The sequence below is a fragment of the Paenibacillus sp. FSL E2-8871 genome, assembly GCF_038000345.1.
Lineage (GTDB): Bacteria > Bacillota > Bacilli > Paenibacillales > Paenibacillaceae > Paenibacillus_AQ.
Genome location: NZ_JBBOBV010000001.1, coordinates 5,284,645 through 5,302,802, shown reverse-complemented (window position 1 = coordinate 5,302,802; position 18,158 = coordinate 5,284,645). Strand labels below are relative to the sequence as shown.

General features: G+C 45.6%; 15 protein-coding genes and 1 pseudogene. 4 read left to right on the top strand and 12 right to left on the bottom strand.

Annotation, left to right across the window (positions count from 1 at the left end; translation table 11 throughout):
- Nucleotides 1–72: 72 nt before the first annotated feature.
- The 3 genes and pseudogenes from queG to NYE25_RS23990 form a co-directional block, all read right to left on the bottom strand.
- Nucleotides 73–1,269, bottom strand: a pseudogene (queG, locus tag NYE25_RS24000) (tRNA epoxyqueuosine(34) reductase QueG); the annotation flags it as partial.
- 50 nt (nt 1,270–1,319) lie between these two features.
- Nucleotides 1,320–1,928, bottom strand: a complete 609-nt coding sequence (lepB, locus tag NYE25_RS23995) for a signal peptidase I (RefSeq protein ID WP_042184655.1) — start codon at nt 1,926–1,928, stop codon at nt 1,320–1,322.
- A gap of 190 nt (nt 1,929–2,118) precedes the next feature.
- Entirely contained in the window at nt 2,119–2,538 is a 420-nt protein-coding gene (locus NYE25_RS23990) for a GNAT family N-acetyltransferase (protein WP_036676822.1), read from the bottom strand.
- A 479-nt stretch (nt 2,539–3,017) separates the two neighbouring features.
- Here NYE25_RS23990 and NYE25_RS23985 point away from each other — a divergent pair, with 479 nt between their 5' ends.
- Complete coding sequence (locus tag NYE25_RS23985) at nt 3,018–3,626, top strand: superoxide dismutase (protein WP_076285882.1); 609 nt, start codon at nt 3,018–3,020, stop codon at nt 3,624–3,626.
- Between the two features lie 848 nt (nt 3,627–4,474).
- On the opposite strand, the gene mutY is transcribed toward NYE25_RS23985, so the two are convergent.
- Nucleotides 4,475–5,857, bottom strand: a complete 1,383-nt coding sequence (gene mutY / locus NYE25_RS23980; protein WP_341146997.1) for an A/G-specific adenine glycosylase — start codon at nt 5,855–5,857, stop codon at nt 4,475–4,477.
- Between the two features lie 37 nt (nt 5,858–5,894).
- Nucleotides 5,895–6,293, bottom strand: a complete 399-nt coding sequence (gene acpS, locus NYE25_RS23975) for a holo-ACP synthase (protein WP_076300164.1) — start codon at nt 6,291–6,293, stop codon at nt 5,895–5,897.
- 207 nt (nt 6,294–6,500) lie between these two features.
- Between acpS and NYE25_RS23970 the strand changes: the two genes are divergently transcribed.
- Complete coding sequence (locus tag NYE25_RS23970) at nt 6,501–7,322, top strand: alpha/beta hydrolase (protein ID WP_341146996.1); 822 nt, start codon at nt 6,501–6,503, stop codon at nt 7,320–7,322.
- 86 nt (nt 7,323–7,408) lie between these two features.
- On the opposite strand, the gene nadE is transcribed toward NYE25_RS23970, so the two are convergent.
- The 3 genes from nadE to NYE25_RS23955 form a co-directional block, all read right to left on the bottom strand.
- Nucleotides 7,409–8,218 (bottom strand): ammonia-dependent NAD(+) synthetase, encoded by an 810-nt coding sequence (nadE, locus tag NYE25_RS23965; RefSeq protein ID WP_042184646.1) that lies wholly within the window; start codon nt 8,216–8,218, stop codon nt 7,409–7,411.
- A 168-nt stretch (nt 8,219–8,386) separates the two neighbouring features.
- The gene (locus NYE25_RS23960) at nt 8,387–8,821 is read right to left on the bottom strand and encodes a BrxA/BrxB family bacilliredoxin (RefSeq protein WP_341050433.1); all 435 of its coding nucleotides are present in this window, start codon (nt 8,819–8,821) and stop codon (nt 8,387–8,389) included.
- A gap of 116 nt (nt 8,822–8,937) precedes the next feature.
- Nucleotides 8,938–10,560, bottom strand: a complete 1,623-nt coding sequence (locus NYE25_RS23955; RefSeq protein ID WP_341146995.1) for a two-component system sensor histidine kinase NtrB — start codon at nt 10,558–10,560, stop codon at nt 8,938–8,940.
- A gap of 277 nt (nt 10,561–10,837) precedes the next feature.
- Here NYE25_RS23955 and NYE25_RS23950 point away from each other — a divergent pair, with 277 nt between their 5' ends.
- A complete protein-coding gene (locus NYE25_RS23950; protein WP_341146994.1) occupies nt 10,838–12,106 on the top strand; it encodes a BaiN/RdsA family NAD(P)/FAD-dependent oxidoreductase in 1,269 nt (422 codons plus the stop codon).
- Nucleotides 12,107–12,172: 66 nt separating this feature from the next.
- Here NYE25_RS23950 and NYE25_RS23945 read toward each other — a convergent pair whose 3' ends face one another.
- The 3 genes from NYE25_RS23945 to NYE25_RS23935 all read right to left on the bottom strand — a co-directional run bounded on the left by NYE25_RS23945 (nt 12,173) and on the right by NYE25_RS23935 (nt 15,717).
- A complete protein-coding gene (locus NYE25_RS23945) occupies nt 12,173–13,453 on the bottom strand; it encodes an ABC transporter permease (protein ID WP_341146993.1) in 1,281 nt (426 codons plus the stop codon).
- On the bottom strand, nt 13,432–14,172 hold the full coding sequence (locus NYE25_RS23940) for an ABC transporter ATP-binding protein (protein ID WP_042184638.1): 741 nt from the start codon (nt 14,170–14,172) through the stop codon (nt 13,432–13,434). Before NYE25_RS23940 ends, NYE25_RS23945 begins: the two co-directional genes overlap by 22 nt.
- A 201-nt stretch (nt 14,173–14,373) precedes the next feature.
- The gene (locus tag NYE25_RS23935; protein ID WP_341146992.1) at nt 14,374–15,717 is read right to left on the bottom strand and encodes an MFS transporter; all 1,344 of its coding nucleotides are present in this window, start codon (nt 15,715–15,717) and stop codon (nt 14,374–14,376) included.
- A gap of 343 nt (nt 15,718–16,060) precedes the next feature.
- Between NYE25_RS23935 and NYE25_RS23930 the strand changes: the two genes are divergently transcribed.
- Nucleotides 16,061–16,528 (top strand): MarR family winged helix-turn-helix transcriptional regulator, encoded by a 468-nt coding sequence (locus NYE25_RS23930; protein ID WP_042123913.1) that lies wholly within the window; start codon nt 16,061–16,063, stop codon nt 16,526–16,528.
- 114 nt (nt 16,529–16,642) lie between these two features.
- Here the strand turns inward: NYE25_RS23930 and NYE25_RS23925 are convergent, their stop codons facing one another.
- Entirely contained in the window at nt 16,643–18,151 is a 1,509-nt protein-coding gene (locus NYE25_RS23925; protein WP_076285887.1) for an MDR family MFS transporter, read from the bottom strand.
- Nucleotides 18,152–18,158 lie beyond the last annotated feature (7 nt).

Below are 18,158 nucleotides of genomic sequence, written 5' to 3'. Positions count from 1 at the left end.
TAGCATTTCGAGAACTGGACAGCAATTGGGAATATGCAACCCGTCTATGATCTTTTTCCTTCATTAAACATCGCTGTCCTCTCGTGCCTGCTTCGCAGTAAGGAGCACATCCTGTGCCCGGCTCAGCATTTCTTTTACCGTGTCATGCTCTTCGCGCTCTAAAGCCGATTCAACAGCAGCTAGAGCCTCCTCACCACCGATGCGTCCCAGCGCCCAAGCAGCAGCGCCCCGCATCTCAGGCCGCGGCTCTTTCAGAACAATTTCTGTTAGCTTTGGCACCGCTTCTACTTCCTTGAAATTACCGAGAGCGATGATCGCATTTCGTTGCATCGGCTTTTTGCCTCTCCAGGCAGCAGAGCTATTTCCGAATCTCTCTTTGAATTCACGGTTGCTAAGATCCAGGATTGGCATTAACAATGGCTTCACGATCTCAGGATCAGGCAGCATCTGAGGGCGATGATTCCAGTTCTTCCCTCGATTCTTGGGACATACAATCTGGCAGGTGTCACAGCCGTATAGACGGTTGCCAATCTTGGTCATGTATTCATCACTCAGAAATCCTTTAGTCTGCGTCAGAAAAGAAATACAAGCCTGCGCGTTAAGCTGACCCGGCCCCACCAGTGCACCGGTTGGACAAGCATCAATACACTTGGTACACTCCCCGCAGCCTTCCTCAACAGGCTCATCCGGAGCAAACGGAATGTTCGTAACCATCTCCCCTAGATAAATCCAAGATCCCCATTTGGGCGAGATGATGGAACAATTTTTGCCGCTGAAGCCTATTCCTGCTCTTTCCGCAACCGCTCTATCTACCAGAACACCGGTATCAACCATACTTTCCAGTACAGCCTCTGGCACACGCTCATGAATAAAGTCCTCTAACTTACTTAAGGCCTCCCTCAGCACATGATGATAATCCCTGCCCCATGATGCTCGGGCGAGAATACCTCTACGTGCACCTGGCTCAGACTTCGGAGGATTCTCCATTTTGGAAGGATAGGCCACAGCAATTGAAATAATAGATAAGGGCTTGTCCCCAGAGCTCAGAGCAGGGATTGTCCTTTTATCCAGATCCGGTTCCTCGAAACCAGATTCATATCCTTTGTCTCGGTGGTCTTGCAGAATATTTTTCAGATATAAAAAAGGCTCTGCTGTAGTAAACCCAATATCATCAATACCGAGTGACGTCGCAGCCTCCTGAATCTCCGCTTTAAGCTGTGCCCACTTGGAAGGCGGGGGAGCATACGGTGACTGAAATGTATTGTTCATTTCCGCCTTCTCCTTTTCATGTTATCGATATAATTCTTAATTCTTAATTCTTATAACCCCTTCAGTTTAGACAGCGGCCACCAGATATAATCCGCTCTGCCTACAATCATGTCCTGAGGGATCGAGCCGAAATAACGGCTATCTTTGCTTGCTGAAGCATGACGGTTATCTCCCATGACAAAATAGTTTCCGCTCTCCACAGTTAACGCCGCGAAATCCGGGTCTTCAATCTCGGTATCTATATACGGCTCATTCACTATTTTTCCATTCACATATAACTGGTGATCCTTCACTTCTATGATATCTCCAGGTATACCAATGACTCGTTTCACTAAAAAGTCCTTCCGACTAGGGCCCGTGCTAGGATCATGAAGAATGACGACATCCCCGTGTTTTGGGTTTACAAACATCAATGAAAGCTTATTAATAAAGAGTCGCTCACCTTCCACAAGCGTTGGCTGCATAGACTGACCTTTAACCGTTGATATATTGAACACAAAAATATTAAGAACCGACATTACCGCAAAGACAACTACCGCTGTGAGCAACCAATCCTTCAATTCTGCGGCCAAACGACCACCAAAGCCTTTGTTTGATCTGGAGGATCTATGTCTTTGCTTCCGATTACGCATGAACTCTACTTGGGACTCCTGACTCAATATGTCACCTCTTATTCTCAATTATTGATGTCTATACTTGCAGATATTATAACAATAAAAAAGCATATCTCCCAGCCATTAGTAATGGACTTCTGGAAAATACGCTTGAGTATGAATGAAACAGACTATATCATCAACTATAGTTCTATATTTAGTAAATGTTTCCGCTTACGCATCTGAGTGATCAAAATTACCCAACAATGCTCAGCTTCCGGACAGATTTGAAAATTTGATTCTCGCTATATCCCATAGCTTCATACAATGGCAATGCAAAAGAATTATGCTCATCGACGGCTACGTAGATACCACTAACCTTACGAGCTTGAAACCTGGATTCCATAGCCGATACCAGACTTCTACCGACTCCTCTGCGGCGATAATCAGGATGTACAGCAATCCGGAAATAACAACCGTGGTTTTTCTCAATCGTACCAATCAGTGCTCCAACAATTTCTTCTTCATCTTCCGCAACTACAATGAGATCTGAATCCCATGAAAGCTGCCTGGAGAAAGGCTCGATAGTGTTCTCGAAACATTCTTCCGATAATGCTGTTTGCAGCAAATCAGTCACAGGGCTAACGTCGCTTAATTGAAAGGAACGAACGTGCATTCTTTAAAATCTCCCTTGTCTATGGCTTATGAATTTAACAAAAAGAAGGGGTTCCCTTAACATTGAGAAAATAAAAAAAAGCATCAAATACCGAGGAATACCTGCTTTTAAATCTATTAAAGCACACTTTTCTCGTGATATCATCATTTTTCTTTTGAAAGCGCTTAATATCAAGCGTTTACATTTTGGCTGGGATTCATTGTTTCATTATAAGGGTAATTATAAAGAGTTATGTCTATGGGGTGACGGCTCTTTATTTTAACATTTTTAATACAATTGATAATCCTGTTTACACTCCCATCATACTTTATAAACATTTATGTTTGTTTAGTGTTGCATTATTGATCCAGATACTGTTTAATTAAAGTATCCTATTGGGAGATACCCTATAGTACATATCAACAATAAAGAATTTTGACGATAAACCGCCGAAGTTCTTTATCTATACAAATTCTAATATACTCAGGAGGGATTTTTCCATGGCATTTCAATTACCAGCACTACCTTATGCAAACAACGCACTCGAACCACACATCGACGCTTTGACGATGGAAATTCACCATGATAGACACCATAACACATATGTGACTAATCTGAACGCAGCTTTGGAAAAGGCACCTGAATTGCAAAGCAAAAGCATCGAAGAACTTCTTACAGATCTGAACGCTGTACCAGAAGCTATCCGCACTGCTGTTCGTAACAATGGTGGCGGACACGCTAACCACACCTTGTTCTGGGAAGTTATCGGACCAAACGGCGGCGGCGCACCAACTGGCGCACTTGCAGCAGCTATTGATAGTGAACTAGGCGGATTCGAAAAATTCAAAGAAGATTTCGCAGCAGCAGCAACTACTCGTTTCGGCAGTGGCTGGGCTTGGCTAGTTGTTAAAGATGGCAAACTTGCAGTAACAAGCACACCTAACCAAGACAACCCAATCAGCGAAGGCGCTACTCCAATCCTCGGACTTGATGTATGGGAGCACGCTTACTACCTGAACTACCAAAACAAACGCCCTGATTACATCAAAGCGTTCTGGAACGTAGTAAACTGGGAAGAAGTTGGCAAACGTTACGAAAGCTCGAAATAAAGAATTAAATTACGGATAAAGTCATAGCCTTCAAGGCTGTGGATTTACCGTTTAACTAAGTATAAACAAAGAAGGTATCTCCGAGCCGTTATGGCCAAGGGATACCTTCTTTGTGTTTGGGTCGTTTATTTGGGTGGGGTGTGTAGAGAGTTTGTTTGAGACTAATTTCGTTTAGAAGCAGATTTGTTAAAAACAAGGTTCGTTAGAAACAGGGTTCGTTAGAAACAAATAGGAGTAGATCATTATCCTCGGACATCGCTTTTTTACGCCGCTTGAATGCAGATCAATGAGTGTGGAACGAGACTGCCCTTTATCGTACCGCTGTTGGAAAGACGCCTAAATGAGGCATTCTGCTTCTAATTAGGGAATAACTCCCTCTAATTCTGCTCATAAACACTTAAATACGAGTAATTAGGGAAATCCTCCCTCTAAATCATCCATATTGGAGCATAATTCAGGTATTCACCCAAATTAAAGGGAGTTTTTCCCCAAAAAGATCAAAAACAGATCCCCACAGCCAGTTTATAGGGAGGAATTCCCTTTAAACTGACCACGGGGATGAGGTAAGTGATCATATTTAGATACGTACGCCACTCTCTCTTCTATTCCACACATCAAACTGCATCAACACATTCAACTCACTTAGCAATTGACGCATTTAACACATCTTAAACATCTACATATTCGACTCACTCAGCACAATCGACGCATTTAACATATTTCCTACTCCAAAGACTTTGGATGCGTTTCTTACTCATCGACTTCAGCGTACTTTACTTACTTCAGACACTTCTCATATATCTGCTGCTTCTCTTACAACTCATTCTTCTGCCACATCGGATAATCTGCTACTTCCCCGACTTCGCCAGCTCTTCCTGCTCATCGAAATAAAGATTCAGCAGCTTCAAGAAGACATTAGGAAACGCATAATTAGCCATGTCCTCACGACTGATCCAGCGAACAGCTCCGCCATCCTCTGGACTAGCATTACCATCCTCAAATTTCTCGACGGGCACGCTGCTGTCCATCTCTGGGAACAGGCCTGCATCCGCGGTGTATGCTGCCCGTCCTTCTGCCGCTATTGGCAGCGGAAGGGCATCCTCCTCCCTGCAGCGATACACCTGCAGGGTCCACACAATATGGCTGAAGATATGCTCAGCAGCCATCCAGTGCTCCTCAGGCCGGGCGGAGATCCCGGCCTGCCGCAGTGACCGGCGCAGCCGGTCCAGCGCCGCCGCCTCCGGCAGCCGCGCGCTCTTAGCGCCGCCTTCCGCTGGCGGCGCCTGCCAATGCGGCAGCTCCCACATGCGGGCTAACAGCCCGCTTTGTGGCCGCTGCCGGATGAGCACTTGGCCCGCGTGGGCACCGCGGCCTTCGATTAAGGCCGCCAGCCGCTCCTCTGGGCGCGGCGGCTTGGCCTTGGTCTTGACGGGCAGCGAAGTCTCGCAGCCCGCCAGGCGCGCAGCGCAATGCTCCATCACCGGGCAGGTTAAGCAGCTCGGTGATTTCGGGGTGCATACGAGCGCCCCGAGCTCCATAAGCGCCTGATTAAATGAGGCAGCTTCCCCCTCCGGGATCAGCTCAGCCGCCAGGCGCTCCATTTTCACGCGGGTGGGTCCCTTAGCGATATCATCCTCGATGAGGAAGTATCGGGACAACACCCGCATTACATTACCATCTACCGCTGGCTCTGGCCGATTAAACGCGATACTGAGAATAGCCCCTGCTGTGTAAGGACCCACTCCCTTTAAGCTGAACACCGCCTCACGGTCATTCGGTACCTGTCCCCCATAAAGCTCCTTTACCTGCTTGGCTGCATGCTGTATATTACGTGCGCGGGAATAATACCCTAAGCCTTCCCAACACTTAAGCACGTCTTCTTCAGGGGCGTCAGCGAGTGACTCTACCGTCGGAAAGCGCTCAATAAAACGATTAAAATAAGGGATTACCGTATCTACCCTTGTCTGCTGCAGCATGATTTCAGAAATCCAAATATAATAAGGATTGCGGTGCCTGCGCCAAGGCAAATCCCGCTTCTGCCCTTGATACCACTCCAGCAAATAATAACTGAAATATTGCTTGGCCTCCCGCAGCTCCTGATCTTGTTTATCTTGTCCTTCTTTAAAATCCAGCTGTTTTGGTCGTTCATCTTGATTTTGCAGATCTTGTCCTTTTTTTAACTCTCGTCCTTCTTCTCGTTCCTGCAAATCCTGTCGTTCTTGTTGTTTCATTGTAACTCTCCTTGCCCTTCTATAATCACGGTTCAATTCATGAACCTAACTCCTCCACCACCGCAAAAGCTGAAGCCAAATCACGGCCATGTGTTATCGTAAGATGAATGGTATACTTCTGTCCTTCAGGTAGATCTAGTCTGCTCCAGGCTTCGCATGATAAGGTTACTTCCGGCTTACCTTTACGGTCAGGTAATATCTCAATATCCTGAAAACCAACCACATTACCAATGCCACAACCTAAAGCCTTCACAACGGCTTCCTTGGCAGCAAAGCGCCCGGCTACGAACTCAGCCAACCTTCCACCTCGTTGCTCAGCAAGCTGGTACTCTTGCTCCGTTAGGATGCGCTGGTTGAATTTCTTGCCCTGTCCCCTGCGCATTACCTCTGAGATTCGCTCAATTTCTAACACATCATGTCCGATTCCGTAAATCAAAATTTCACGCTCCTTATGGACGTGTATCCTATACTACTTCAATAATGGTATGATCATTATACAGGTCATTCATTTCAATTTTAAATTATAGTCCTATAAGATTCTTTCTGCTATCTTAAAAGAAAATGGTTTGGAAGTCTATCTAGGCGCCTTCGTGATGGACTTGCTGATTTACTTCATTTATATATAGAGAGAGGGGATTACCCTATGCAGCATCGTAATTTCGAAATACCCGCAGGTGAAGACGCTGTTCTCCGCTGCTCACACTTTCCTGCCCAAGAAGCACCTAAGAGCCTTATCGTTATTGCACACGGCTACAAGGGCTTCAAAGATTGGGGGATGTTTCCTTACATAGCCACTACTCTCAGCCAAGATCATGAAGTGATCACCTTCAACTTCTCTCATGCTGGAATCGGAGAGGATCTGCTGCATTTTACCGAGCTTGAGAAATTCGCCCGCAACACCTTTCGTCGCGAGCTGAAGGACATGGAAATACTGTTGTCCTACCTTAGCCAGCACCCGAAATTCGGCAGCTTACCCTTATTCCTTCTAGGACATAGTCTTGGAGGGGGAATTTGTCTGGTCTACACGCTTGACCATCCCAGTGAAGTTAGCGGGGTCATCTCCTGGAACGGGGTTACGAAGCTCGATTTGTTGACGGAAGAACAAAAGCAGGAGATGAAGCAAACAGGACGAACCCATGTCCTTAATGCACGCACAGGCCAACAAATGCCGCTGGATGCTGTTATTTTAGAAGATATGGAGAACCAACAAGAACGTTATAACATCCTTGAACGCATGAAGACAGCGTCCTTCCCAGTTGTTCTTATTCAAGGCAGTCTGGATGGAGTACACCTCCGGCAAGGATCTGAGCAGCTCATTGAGCTCCGACCCGATATTAACTGGGTTCATATTCCTGAGGGTAATCATACCTTCGGTACTGTGCATCCTTTTGCCGGTACTACCCCACAATTGGAGCTTGCGATTGCTTCGACCACTAATTTTATCGATCAAACGCTGGCTAACTAAGATTCTTGTAGCTTATCCATCTCACAAAAAACCGCCACGAGAGCTGCTACAACGCAGACCCGTGGCGGTTTCTACTTCTACCTATTCTAAATTCCAGGAATGACATTGCGCTTATGCGCCGTTCTCCGGTAATAATTCTCGAGTTTCTCCGCTACCTCAGGGTTAACCTGTTTGCCTTCCAAATAATCGCTATTATCGTCATAAGTAATGCCCAGCTCGGTTTCATCCGTCTGCCCCGGCCATAAGCCTGCCGTAGGTGCTTTAGTAACAATATCCGCAGGCACACCAATATGAGCAGCTAATTGACGAACCTGACGTTTGTTAAGTGTGGATAGAGGTGTAATATCTACAGCACCATCCCCCCACTTGGTGTAGAAACCCGTAATGGCTTCTGAAGCATGATCCGTCCCTACTACAATCAGATTGTTCTCAAAAGAGAGCGCATATTGCATAACCATACGTGTTCTCGCTTTAACATTCCCCTTGCCTTGATGGGTCATATGACGATGTTGGCCCAAGGACTTCAGGCTATGCTCAACTTCAAGCGCAATCTCATTTACAGCTTCCTCAATGTTTGTCTCCACGGTATGGGTCAGATTAAAAGCTTTTGCGACATCATAACTGTGCTGGATATCCTCTTGAACACCATATGGCTGGTATACGCCAAGCGTAATATACTCTGTGCCTTCTTGAGCCGACAGCTCGTCCGTAGCCTGCTTACACAGACCCGCAGCTACCGCGCTGTCCACCCCGCCGCTAATGGCGATCAATAATCCTTTGGCACCTGCCTTCAGCACGTACGACTTTAAGAAATCAACCCGTTTGCGTACCTCTGCTTCTACATCAATCGTTGGCTTCACACCAAGATCTGCAATAATTTCTTCCTGTAAACTCACAAACCACACCCCGTTCCATCAGAAATGGTTCCATATCCATCAAAATATCCATACCAAGTGAAGCTCTATGCTTCTAAGTATATTCTATCCCATTATCGCTCTTATATTTTGAAAAATCCCGCAACAGCCGAATTACCGACTAATGCGAGATTATATGGAATAACTTTTTTACTTGCAAAAACGATCAAAAACTTCTTTCAACTCAGCAGCAATTTCAGCAGCCGAACGATTCTCAACACTATGGCGTTCAATAAAATGAACGAGCTCTCCATCCTTCATCAATGCGATGGAAGGGGAAGATGGCGGATAAGGAGCAAAATATTCACGCGCTTTAGCAGTAGCTTCTTTCTCTTGACCTGCAAACACTGTGAACAAGTGATCCGGAGCGATCTCATTTTGCAATGCCTGAGCTACACCAGGACGGCATTGTCCAGCGGCACAACCACAGACCGAATTCACGACTACAAGCGTCGTACCTTTTGCGGTAGGAAGAGTGGCTTCCACCTCTTCTGGAGTCATAAGCTCCTGAAACCCAATGCTTGTAAGGTCATCACGCATAGGCTGAATCGAATCTCTCATATATTGATTAAAAGACATGGACATTTCTCTGCACTCTCCTTCACTGATTACTGTTTTGTCAGATAACATTACAGCAGTACTTACTAACTTTATTATACATTCATACTCTGTGAAAGCAAGAGATGCTACAGTAACCTGATTCAATCCGCAAGCATGGCTTCGCTATATTCTTCCTTTACTAAAGGGAATGAGATGGTAAATACTGTACCCTCTCCTTCTACAGAATCTACAGTTATTTTACCGTTATGCCGTTCCACAATACTGAGACACAAGGATAACCCTAGACCCGTTCCCTCCCTTTTTGTTGTGAAGAAAGGGGAAAACAACTTCTCTCGTTGACTGTCCGACATACCGATTCCCCTATCCCTTACAATCAGCTCCACTTGTTCCTGAGTACTATGTGTTTCCAGTGTCAGAATCCCCTTGGATCCCATAGCCTCCATGCCGTTTCGGCCTAAATTAAGGATAAGCTGCTTGATTTCCCGAACGTTTAACTCCAATTCATGGATGGATGCGTTCAGCTTTAGCTCAACACTTTGACCACGAAGATTAGCATCCGCCCACAGCAGCGGACTGACTTCTTCTATAACTCGGTGTAATAGCACTTTCTCCTTATCAGATATCCGGCTTTGCGCCAGCGATAGGAAATCATTAATAATGCTATTCGCCCTATCCAGCTCCTCTAATACGATCTGATAATAAGAATCCAAATCATCCGAGCTCTTTTCTCTCATTAGCTGTAAAAATCCGCGAACTACTGCCATAGGATTACGAATCTCATGGGTAATTCCGGCAGCCATCTGCCCTACTAAGCTCAAACGTTCCACATGATCCAGCTCTGAGCGAAGTTTCACTTCATCCGTAATATCCTGTGCAATGAGTACCACTCCACTCGTTAATCCTGAGTTCTTATGCATTAGTGGTGCTGAATAAATTTGATAGATCCGCGTTCCATGAATCATTCGCTCATGGGAACGCCGTTTATGCTGAATGTTATCCCGTACCCTCATATATGCATCAACATCCGCTGAACCATTAAAAAATTCCCTAACCGGCTTGCCAATAATATCTTCCCTTCTCAAATTGGGATAATGAATTCGTGTCATTCCCAACATACAATCATTGAGGTCGGTCACAACTCCGTGATCATCCAGGGACATAATACTCAGAGGTACTACATTTGTAATCTGCTGCAGCTTCTCTGACTCCCACTGGAAATTATCACTTATACTTTCCATATGTACTTTAGCCCGCCAACTACTCCAGACCATTTCAACAAAATAAACAAAAATACCGCCTAGTGCGATGCTGAAAAATAGATACAAAGTAATCAAAAGTGACTCGCCAGAATGAGCCTCATATATATTTTTCCCACCTATAATAGGCACAAGTGCAATGAACAACATATTCGGACAAAGAACCATCCATAACATACCTATCTTCTCTACCACTGTGCCTTTCTTAAAAGGATTAGCTAGCCCAAACAGCAACGGATATAATAATATTCCTGAATTTAATATCATATTACTTATTCCTGCTGGCTCTGCAATGAATATATTACAGACAAGCAAAAAGATGGACAGCAGAATGCCTGAACGTACAGTTCCATATAAAATACCGATATAAGCAGGAATCATTCCTAAATTCAAATAAGCAATACCGAATAAAGTCGTCGAAAGAATAGAGCATAACATAAGACTTAACGCACACGCCAAAACCAAAAAAGTTTGATTATCCGGGAAACTACCTTTTTTTCGAGCCACAAGCCCTCGGTCCACCCACCACTGAATCAGAAAAAGAAAGGAGCATGCTGCCGATATTTGCAATAATATATCCTTAATTGCGCCAATAATTACAATCACACCCCAAAATGGACAAATTCCCCTACATGACTAGATTAAAGCACAGGATTACTCTCCTGACAACGATTATAACCAAGTGAGCGGACAAGACTGGTTACATGACAGTCAGAATGGTATGATTCCGTTAGGAAAACACGAAGTAACACCCGTGTCTTAACATGTAAAGGAGTAAAATTTCATGAGCAACTTCGATGTGATCGTTATAGGTGGCGGCCCTTCGGGATTAATGGCAAGCGTGGCCGCAGCAGAACACGGGGCATCCGTACTACTGATCGACAAGGGAGCTAAGCTAGGACGAAAGCTCGGGATATCTGGTGGCGGGCGCTGCAATGTAACGAACGTCAAGGAGAGAGATGAGTTAATCTCCCATATCCCGGGAAACGGGCGGTTTTTGTATAGCGCCTTCGACCATTTTAATAATCAAGATATCATTGCCTTTTTTGAAGGCTTAGGCATTGCATTAAAGGAAGAAGACAACGGACGGATGTTTCCCGTCTCCGATAAGGCCTCCAGCGTCGTCTCCGCCTTAATCAACAAAGTACGGGGTCTAGGTGTGCAGATTATGACGGATAGTCCTGTTTCACGTGTAATATATGAAGAAGGGGCTGTTAAAGGCGTTCAGCTAGGCTCGGGCAAAACGATTTCCAGTGCTGCCGTAATCATCGCCACCGGAGGAAAGTCCGTTCCTCAGACCGGCTCGACTGGAGATGGGTACCCATGGGCTGAATCCGCAGGCCACACCATTACTGAGCTATTTCCGACAGAGGTACCGATTATTTCACGGGAAGAGTGGATTAAATCCGGTGAGCTGCAAGGATTGTCGCTACGCGATGTGGCACTTACTGTATGGAATCCAAAAGGAAAGAAGGTCATTTCTCATCGCGGAGATATGATCTTCACCCATTTTGGATTATCCGGGCCAATTGCCCTGCGCTGCAGCCAATTTCTGAGACAGGTCCAGCGTAAATCAGGGAATGACACGGTTGAGATGTCCATCGATCTCTTCCCTGATCTGAACTTGCAAGAAGTGGAATCATCGCTGCAGGACAAGCTGGACCAGGAGCCGAAGAAAGCGATCCGCAATTCACTAAAGGGGCTGCTGCCAGAACGTCTCATTCCCCTCTTGTTAGCTAAAGCTGACCTGGATGGAGATATTACGGGTCATCATGTATCCAAGAATGGATTGCATGCGCTAGCAGGTATCTTGAAAAGGATGCCCGTTAATGTTCATGGTACCCGCTCCCTGTCCGAAGCCTTTGTTACGGGTGGCGGCGTAAATCTGAAAGAGATCGATCCCAAAAGAATGGAATCTAAGCTTATGCTAGGGTTATTCTTCTGTGGAGAGGTACTCGATATCCATGGCTACACTGGTGGCTACAATATAACAGCAGCGTTCTCTACTGGATATACAGCAGGCAAACATGCCGCTGACCTTCGCCTTAGTTAATGTGTCGCAACTAAAAACAGCGTGACTTGAGAGGCTTCTCAAGTCACGCTGTTTTTTATCTATCTATCAATCTTTGCCCAGTCGGAACGTACCAAATATTCTGCTGATAAAGAGTCCAACCATGTATCCAACCGGTACGAACAAGATGACCCCCCACCATCCATATAAAGAGAGACAGATTAGTGCGGAGGTAATCATTGTAAAGGGAAGTAATAAAATAGGGACCGCATGCATACCCGCTTCAGCCTTTTGTTCTTTCGTAAATGGAAGTATCCCAATGTAATCATCTCCAACAAACAAAGACCAGAACGAAAACAGCCAAAAAGTCATAAGCGATGTTAATACTACAAATCCTAGCCATTTAAATCCCGATGGAATGATAAGGATCGCTACCGCGGACACGGCAGTGAAAGCCAAGTAAAGCTTCAAATGGGCCGGATTCCGTACGAGTGCCTTAATCGCTGCCGCAGAGAAACGGCTCTCGGCAGTCTTTGATTTAAGCAAAGGCTGCGACTTCCGGAAAATCCATGGCTTATGGCGAGTCGGGCGAGGTTTATCCAGAACATGGCGGAGCAGTATGGCCGCTATCTTCATTCGCTGCTTGTAGTCCTCTCGCACATCGTTCATAAATGTCCCACGCATCAATAAGCGCCACCGGAAAGCAAATATTGCAACGACTGTAAATACAACCGCACTCAGCAATATGATGAGCGGGCGATCATTCCAAAGGCTAGCTACTCTGAAATAAATAGCGTTCGGGACGGAGATCGCCAGAAATAGCCATAACCAGCGACGCCAACCTTGCTTCTGTACTTTTACAAGATGTCCAAGTAACTTAACACACCAACTGCACGCCAAGGTCAGAGCGAACAGCGCCCATACCTCCGATGACGTCATCTCAAATCCCCGAATCAGAAAAGGCAGTAACAGTGCAAAAGCTACACAGAACTTCAGCGAGGTTACAATCAGACTGTAGAGCAACCCGCGAAATAGGATCGTATTCATCCATCGTTGCCGTTGTCTAAGAAATAACAGATCGCCTTCCTGCAATAATAGCACCAAGCCCCCGTTGCAGATCAAGAGCACTAATAATGAAGGAATGAGCATAAACGGCAAATTCACACTCCAAGCCGGTAGCGCCTCATTCCAAAACCCATAATACAAACGCCCTCCCAATAATCCCCCGGGAATAAGAATATATAATAGAACGGTCCAATCAGCCGCCGTACGGATAATAGCGGATTGCTCACGCCAATGAGAGAATAGCCGCCGTCTGAATAGTTGTTTAGCGTTAGAAAAAGCAAACGCCCGCTGTCCCTGCTTACTCATGTTAATTCGTCGAAGCAATCAAACAACGACGCCTCCGGTAGTCCAGCATAATCACGTATATCTTCGAGTGTTCCTGAGGCGGCAACCTTTCCCCCGGAGATCAATACGAAATCATCGCATATCTTCTCTGCTGTATCCAGTACATGCGTAGACATTAATACACCAGCTCCGCGCTTCCGCTCCGCTTCTAGCAGCCGCAGGAAATCTTTAGTGGCGCGAGGGTCTAAACCAATAAATGGCTCGTCCACAATATAAACATCCGGCTGTACCAAGAAGCCAAGCATTAGCATCATTTTTTGTTTCATGCCCTTAGAGAATCCAGCTGGAAGATCATTGCGCACATGGCCCATACCAAACTGCTTTAACAGTCTTTCAGCAGTTTCTTCGAACTGTTCGTACTTCAGTCCATAGGCAGCGGCCGCTAAATCCAAGTGCTCCCACAATGTCAAATCCTCATAAAACACAGGTTGCTCCGGTACATAAGCGTAAGATTTATTAACTCCACTAAAAGACACCTTAGCCTTGGTATTCTTCAACAAACCAAGCAGGGTCTTAATGGTTGTACTTTTCCCAGCACCATTAGGTCCGATCAGTCCGAGCAGTTGACCTCGCTTCACTTGAAAAGAAATATCGAATATGCAAGGATCTCCCGCTTCATAGCCAGCTTCATCGATCTCAACATCGAGCACAATGTCGTCATAGCTCTCGGTATCCACTGTAGTTTCTTCTTTTTCCATACTCTCCATCTCCTAGTACTTCTAATAATTACTATTATAAATTGCATTCCCTATTGCGTATATGAATGATATTCAAATGATCAACAGAGGCAATCGCAACTTATCTAATCGTACTATATATTTTTCCTGAAAATATTCAAGCTGCTTTTTTCACAATAATAACTTAAGCCCTGCGCAATAGCGAATAAAAGAAACCTCCCATCAAAGGGAGGTCTGTCCTACAAGGTCCATGTTATTCGTCGCAGCTATTCCTTCCTGCTTCTTGATCGCCGCTTCATCCCTGCGCTCGATTTTACCACGCAGCATTAACAGCCCTAGTCCTAGCAATCCTGTAAGCAAACCAGATAGAATAAAGGCAGATACCGGCCCCGATGCTGTCACTAAGGCTCCACCGGCTACAGGTCCTAGAATAACAGCTGCGCTTGTCAGGCTGCCTATGGTTCCAAATACACGACCCGTGTATTCCGCAGGTGTCCGCTGCTGGAGCATTGAATTGAAGGGGATAAACGCTAGTCCTGCACCCACACCCGCAAACATGAAGGACCCAAACAAAGTAATGTTCATCCAGATTCCGGCTTGACCATGAGCAGTTACGATCCCTGCACTTGAGAAGACAACGCCCATGATTACAGCCCCTAATCCCATAAAAATAAGCGGATGCTTACCACTGCCTAATCGGCTTACAAGCAGTGCAGATAGCAAGGTTCCAAAGCCACTGGCTGCTACACACCACCCCAGCAGATCTCCGTTCACACCTGGAATCTCCCGGAATAACGTTACAATCTGAGAGTCTCCGATCTGTAGCATTAGCAGCACCAGTACCAGCATAACAATGCCACACAGCACTACAGGCATTCCTGCAATCACATGCAGACCTGCCGATATTTCTTGGCGGAAGGATTTACGCACCTCCGTATCCCCCCTGCTTGTTTCCGTATCTTTCTTCTTAATCGCAGCTGTACGCGGTAATCCAAGCAAAATAATCGCCGATAAAACGAACGTAGCAGAATCGATCATATAACAAACAGATATGCCGAAGGCTGCAACTAGCAATCCACCAAGAGCTGGACCCACAATTTTAGTTATCTGCTCTATAGATGAGCTAAGCGCCATTGCTCTATCCATCTGAGCCGCAGGAACAAGTTCCTTAATATTTCCGCTTTTGGCCGGAGAGAATAACACATCCATACATCCCTTAGCCAGCAGCAGCACATAAACCTGCCACAGCGAGCCTGCAAATACCAAGCAAATAACAACCGCTGCACGGGCTATATCCGAACCAATCATTAGTGCCTTGCGGTTAAATCGATCACTTAAGTAACCTGCAAACGGTCCTCCTAAGAGCAAAGGCACTGCCATACATAAAGATATAGCCGTAATTTCCCACGGTGTGGCATTCCATTTAAACCCTACCATTGTCAGTAGCGCTAGTATATGCAACCAGTCTCCTACATTCGATACAAGCTGTGCCGCAATAAGCAGCATGAATGGCTTATTTGCGGTTAGCTTACTTTCTTTTAAATCATCAATATGATGTTCCTCCATCCTTCCTTCACTCCCCGTTACTATTTCTCAATGAAATAATAGTAAAATATTGGGGATTGTCATTCATCCGTCTGGAGGCGTAAATAACACTGAACCGGGGGATGAAATTGATATCCTTTCAGAGACTGAAGTAAAAAAACATTCAATTTCAGCTTCTTCAAAAAATTGTTTGATTTTTAATAATTAAAAGTTGCTCATTGTGACAAATCACATGTTCTTCATTCGATCTTTCACGTATTCTATTGTTATCTCAAAGTTCGTTGCACAGGTAAACCGTGCACTAATTAATATGATTACAGACGTGCGACGAGTTCACATGATTAACGATAGAGGGTGGAGAAGCATGATACAATCTTATGAACGTGATACACAATTAACACTACATTTGTACCGGGTATTTGCCAAATCATTCAAGAGTATTAATGAGCATGCTGTTACCGGCAGCAAAATTGAAGGTTTTAACCCTACTGCCTTTGCCGTCATGGAAGTGTTGTACTATAAGGGACCACAGCCCATTCAACAAATTGGTGCCAAACTACTGCTACAGAGCGGCAACGTGACTTACGTTATCGACAAGCTCGAAGAACGCGGCTATTTGCAACGCAAGCCTTGTCCAAGTGATCGTCGTGTGATTTTCGCAGAGTTGACCGCGGAAGGCGAACGTCTCATGAATGAGATGTATCCGAAATACTCAGAGCGTCTTCATCTTGCTTTCAGCGGACTGAATGATGAAGAGAAGGAACAAATGATCACTCTGCTCAAGAAGATGGGTCTGCAAGCTGAGAAGCTTTCCCCTCTTCCCCGTAAGTAGAGCTAGAGGCTAGGCTGCTTTTTACTTCATATGTGTTAGACAAGCTGTTATTGCACGAAGAAGCCCGACCGGTAAATACCCGGTCGGGCTTCTTTATGTGACTTAGAGAATGAGTTATGCCTTTTTTAATGACGAGGTAGCATCCTCTACCGAAGGTACACCCTTGCGCAAACCCCAAGATATAACTAGTGACAAGACTGCGAAAACTGCCATCACAATAAATAGTGAATGAAGTCCCCCTTCTAGTGCACCACGTAAACTGTTTGATACTTCGCCGGAGAGGTTAGTGCCTGTATGCGAGCCTAGCAGCTTATTAATATCATCACCTGTAACGTTTGAATCCGGTTGTTTTCGCAACAGCTGATCAATATTCAAGTTCAGCCAGGAACCGAAAATAGCCACCCCAATGGTCTGACCTAGTGACCTTGTAAATGCATTAAGTGCTGTGGACGCACCGCGTTGATCATACGCAACCGACGACTGAGCGATAATCGTGAAGACCGTAGAGGAGTATCCGAAGCCTACCCCACAGACCAGCATCAAGCATAAGAGGATTACCTGTGAAGACTCTCCTGTCAAGAAAACCAGACCAATAGCTCCAGCAGCAATCATCATCAATCCAAGCATTGCCGTTCGGCGAGAACCCGCTCGCAGAATCATTCGTCCGCCTGCGATTGACCCAAACATCCAGCCTACAGACATTGGTGCAAGCAGCAAGCCTGAGATCGCAGCGCTTTTTCCAGAAACGCCCTGAACCCATAAAGGGATATACGTAGAAAGTCCAATAATTAATGTGCTTACAAGCAGGTTAGCACCTGTTGATACTGCGATATTACGATTTGAGAATAGGTTCAGCGGAAGCATAGGCTCTGGTGCACGGCGCTCCACAAACAAAAATAGGATTAGCAGGATAACCGCTGCACCCAGTGTTGCGAGTAGTAACGGAGAGGTCCATGCCAGGTTCTGCCCTCCCGTGGAGAGTCCAAAGAGTAGAGCACCCATGCCTGCTGCGAACAGAAGAACGCCTGGCACATCGATCTGTGTCTTCCGACGCACCTTTTCTTCCTTCAGGTAGCGCGCAATAAATACCATTGCCAACACGCCAAATGGCAGATTGAATACAAATACCCAGCGCCAGCTTAAGTAATCTACCACATAGCCACCAAGCAGTGGCCCTACCAAAGAGGAAATCCCCCATACAGAGCTTAGCAACCCTTGTGTCTTTGCTCTTTCTTCAATGCTGTAAATATCACCGATAATGGTAAAGGTCATTGGAATAAGTGCACCCGCACCGATCCCCTGTATCGCGCGAAACAGGATCAGCTGTTCCATACTTTGAGATATACCGCATAATAATGAGCCTAGTAAAAAAACAGCCGCTCCCCACATGAATACAGGCTTACGTCCGAACAGATCACTGATTTTGCCGAAAATAGGTGTAGTAATAGCCATTGCCAGTAAATATGAAGTAAATATCCAGCTCAGCCACTGCATTCCCTGAAAGTCGCCTACAATCGCCGGCCCGGCTGGTCCTGTTACAGTCCCCTCAATAGCCGCTAGAAACGTGGCCAGCAGTACCCCTGTTAATATTAGTTTACGTTCTAAATCCCCTGTTGACTTCAATGTTCCA

Coding starts and splice junctions, on each gene's coding strand:
- NYE25_RS23990 (WP_036676822.1), bottom strand. CDS start 2,538: ATGCACGTTCGTTCCTTTCAATTAAGCGACGTTAGCCCTGTGACTGAT.
- NYE25_RS23985 (WP_076285882.1), top strand. CDS start 3,018: ATGGCATTTCAATTACCAGCACTACCTTATGCAAACAACGCACTCGAA.
- mutY (WP_341146997.1), bottom strand. CDS start 5,857: ATGAAACAACAAGAACGACAGGATTTGCAGGAACGAGAAGAAGGACGA.
- NYE25_RS23970 (WP_341146996.1), top strand. CDS start 6,501: ATGCAGCATCGTAATTTCGAAATACCCGCAGGTGAAGACGCTGTTCTC.
- NYE25_RS23960 (WP_341050433.1), bottom strand. CDS start 8,821: ATGTCCATGTCTTTTAATCAATATATGAGAGATTCGATTCAGCCTATG.
- NYE25_RS23950 (WP_341146994.1), top strand. CDS start 10,838: ATGAGCAACTTCGATGTGATCGTTATAGGTGGCGGCCCTTCGGGATTA.
- NYE25_RS23940 (WP_042184638.1), bottom strand. CDS start 14,172: ATGGAAAAAGAAGAAACTACAGTGGATACCGAGAGCTATGACGACATT.
- NYE25_RS23935 (WP_341146992.1), bottom strand. CDS start 15,717: ATGGAGGAACATCATATTGATGATTTAAAAGAAAGTAAGCTAACCGCA.
- NYE25_RS23930 (WP_042123913.1), top strand. CDS start 16,061: ATGATACAATCTTATGAACGTGATACACAATTAACACTACATTTGTAC.